The following is a 3,171-nucleotide window of genomic DNA, read 5'->3' as shown; positions in this document are numbered from 1 at the left end:
TTGTAGCGCGCCTCGACGTTGCCCCCCTGAGCGTAGGCCACACGCAGGTAGTGGCCGACGTACTCCATCGCCAGCAGGGCCACAGCGTCGGCGAAGGGCTGGGCGTAGGCACAGGTGTAGCACTCGATGGCGTGGGCCAGCGCGTCCATGCCTGTCGCCGCCGTCACGGGCGCGGGCAGGCCGACGGTCAGCAGCGGGTCGATCAGCGCCACCCACGCGCCGATCTCGGCCGCGCCGCCGACGTTGAACTTGATTTGCCGCGCCGGGTCGGTGATGACCGACCACAGGGTGACCTCGCTGCCCGTGCCGGCCGTGGTGGGCACGCAGATGGTGGGGGGGATGCGCCGCTGGATGGGCTGCGGGTCGGCCCACTCGTAGTCGAGGATGGAGCCGCCGTTGGTCGCCACGACGCCGATGGCCTTGGCCGTGTCCATGGCGCTGCCGCCGCCCAGGCCGACCAGCCCGTCGCACCCCTCGCCGGCGTAGACCGCCGCACCGTCGTCTACCAGGGCGATGCCCGGGTTGGGCGCGACACGGTCGAAGACGACGTAGTCCACGTGGGCCGCCTTCAGCGGGGCGGCGGCCTGTTCCAGCAGCCCGGCGCGGACGCAGCCGGGGTCGGTGACGAGCAGCGGGCGCTTAATCCCCAGCGATTTGACTTCGTCGGCCAGGGTGTTGATGGCCCCCAGGCCATGCTTCATGACGGTCGGAACTTCGAAGGTGCGCACTTGGGTCATGGGTGGAGTCCTTTGAACGTGAAAGGTTGGTTTGCGGGGGATTGTAGCAGAAATGGGACGCTGATGAACGCGGATGGAAGACGCTGATTGACGCTGATTAAGAATTCCCGTTCTTATCCGCGATAATCAGTGCCATCTGCGTCATCAGCGTGCTATTCTTAGAGGCTGGGTTTCTATGAAGACGTTTGAGCGCGACGATTTGCTCTTCTTTCGGTTTGAGGCGCTGCCGGATAACGGCGGGGTCGGCCACGCGGTCTTCTCGCGGCGGGGCGGGGTCAGCCGCGCGCCGTTCGACTCGCTCAACATGAGCCTGTCCGTGCCCGACGAGCGCGACCGGGTGTATGCCAACCGGCGGCGGGTCTACGGCCTCTACGGCCGCGACACCAACAGCGTCGTCCACGCCCACCTGGTGCACGGCGCGGACGTGGCCCGCGTGACACAGGCCGACAACGGCGCGTGGGTGGAGCACGTGGACGGCCTCATCACCGACCAGCCCGGCTGCGTCCTGAGCATGAACTTCGCCGACTGCGCGCCCATCTTCCTCTACGACCCCGTCCGCCACGCCATCGGCCTGGGCCATGCCGGCTGGAAAGGGACGGTGGTCGACCTGCCCGGGGCGATGGTGCGGGCCATGGCCGCGCAGTTCGGCAGCCGCCCGGCCGACCTGGTGGCCGCCATCGGGCCGTGCATCGGCCCGTGCTGCTACGAGGTGGGCGAGGCGGTCATTGACGGCGTTCGCGCCGCCTTCGCCGCGCCGGACGAACTGTTGCGCCAGAACGGCAGGCCGCGGCCCCACTTCGACCTGCCGGAGGCCAACCGCCGCAACCTGTACAACGCCGGCGTTGTGCACATTGAACACTCGGAGTTTTGCACCGCCTGCCGCACCGACCTGTTCTTCTCCCACCGCGCGGAGAAGGGGCGGACGGGGCGGTTTGGGACGGTGTTTGCGCTACTGTAACGCGGGATGATATCCCGCCTCTGCGAGGCCCAAGAGGCGGGTTGCCAACCCGCGTTACAACGAAGAAAGATATGACCGAACAACCGACACGCCAACCCCGCATCCTGGCTATTGACGACAATACCTACCACCTGCGCCTGGTGGAGTTCGCCCTGCGCGAGGCCGGCTTTCGTGTGACGACGGCCATCACCGGCGAGGAGGCGATGGCCCACATCGAGTCGGCCGGCCTGCCCGACCTGGCCATCGTTGACCTGCACATGCCCGGCATCAGCGGCTTCGAGTTTGCCCGCACCGTCCACCAGTACAGCGACTTGCCGCTCATCATGCTGACGGCCGTCAACCAGGAGGCGACCGTCGTCGAGGGGCTGGAGGAGCATGCCGAGGATTACATCGTCAAGCCGTTCAGCGCCGGCGAGCTGGTGGCCCGCACGCGGCGCGTCCTGCGCCGCATCGGCGAGTTCGCCTATGACCTGGAGCCGCAGACGCGCGTCGATGACCGGCTGGTGATTGACTTCCCCAACCGGCTCGCCATTGTGGATGGCAAGGAGGAGGCGCTGACGCCGACGGAGACGAAGCTGCTCTACATCCTCATGCGCAGGGCGGGCCGCACCGTGCCGACCGACTACATCCTGCGCCGTCTGTGGCCGATGGAGCCGGTGTTCGAGGATCGGCTGCACGTCCATCTGCACCGGCTGCGGCGCAAGATCGAGGATACGAAGGACAAGAGCCGGCCGCGCTACATCGTCTCCGAGCGCGGCGCGGGCTACAGCTTCCGTGACTTGAAGAATTCAACACGGATGGAGACGGATAAGACGGATTTAACGGATTGAAACAGGGTTCAATCCGTTAAATCCGTCCCATCCGTGTTTAATCGCCTGCACAATGTCTACCCCCTGCACGCTGGATGACGTTCGCGCGGCGCTGGCGCTGCCGGACTTCGACGGGTTTGCCGCGCAACGGCGCATGGCCCCCTCGGCCCGGCCCATCGCCCGGCCCGGCGACCGGCCGGAGGGGCCGCGGCTGGGCGGCGTGCTCATCCTGCTCTACTGCGCCGACGACCGGCCGACGCTGGTGCTGACCGCCCGGCCCGATTACGGTGGTGTCCACGCCGGCCAGGTGTCCTGCCCTGGCGGCCGGCACGAGCCGCCGGAGACGCTGCGCGACACCGCCCTGCGCGAGACCTATGAGGAGATCGGCGTCCGCCCGGAGGACGTGGAGATCCTGGGCGAATTGACCCCACTCTACATCCTGCCCTCCGACTTCGAGGTGCACCCGTTCGTCGGCCACTACCGGGGCGGCCGGCCAGCGTTCGTGCCCGACGCGCGCGAGGTGGCGGCCATCGTCGAGGTTCCACTCGACCTGCTGCTCGACCCGGCCACGCGGGTGGAAGAGGAATGGGAGCTGCACGGCCTGCGAATGCGCGTGCCCTTCTTCCTCGTCGGCGGCCACCAGGTGTGGGGGGCGACGGCGATGATG

Annotated in this window: 4 protein-coding genes; 3 read left to right on the top strand and 1 reads right to left on the bottom strand. The window is 67.7% G+C overall.

What is annotated here, in order from left to right; all coding sequences use genetic code 11:
- The coding region (locus ACE3UY_RS12105; RefSeq protein ID WP_374687774.1) for an iron-containing alcohol dehydrogenase at positions 1-737 on the bottom strand (737 nt) is incomplete at its 3' end.
- A 175-nt stretch (positions 738-912) separates the two neighbouring features.
- Between ACE3UY_RS12105 and pgeF the strand changes: the two genes are divergently transcribed.
- From pgeF to ACE3UY_RS12090, 3 genes are all read left to right on the top strand, one after another.
- Complete coding sequence (gene pgeF, locus ACE3UY_RS12100) at positions 913-1,695, top strand: peptidoglycan editing factor PgeF (RefSeq protein ID WP_374687773.1); 783 nt, start codon at positions 913-915, stop codon at positions 1,693-1,695.
- A 71-nt stretch (positions 1,696-1,766) separates the two neighbouring features.
- A complete protein-coding gene (locus ACE3UY_RS12095) occupies positions 1,767-2,525 on the top strand; it encodes a response regulator transcription factor (protein ID WP_374687772.1) in 759 nt (252 codons plus the stop codon).
- A 52-nt stretch (positions 2,526-2,577) separates the two neighbouring features.
- A partial coding sequence (locus ACE3UY_RS12090) for a CoA pyrophosphatase (RefSeq protein ID WP_374687771.1) occupies positions 2,578-3,171 on the top strand: 594 nt, incomplete at its 3' end.

The organism is Promineifilum sp. (SeqCode), from assembly GCF_041918635.1.
Classification (GTDB): Bacteria; Chloroflexota; Anaerolineae; order Promineifilales; family Promineifilaceae; genus Promineifilum.
This window is presented reverse-complemented; position numbering and strand designations above follow the sequence as displayed.

Coding starts and splice junctions, on each gene's coding strand:
- pgeF (WP_374687773.1), top strand. CDS start 913: ATGAAGACGTTTGAGCGCGACGATTTGCTCTTCTTTCGGTTTGAGGCG.
- ACE3UY_RS12095 (WP_374687772.1), top strand. CDS start 1,767: ATGACCGAACAACCGACACGCCAACCCCGCATCCTGGCTATTGACGAC.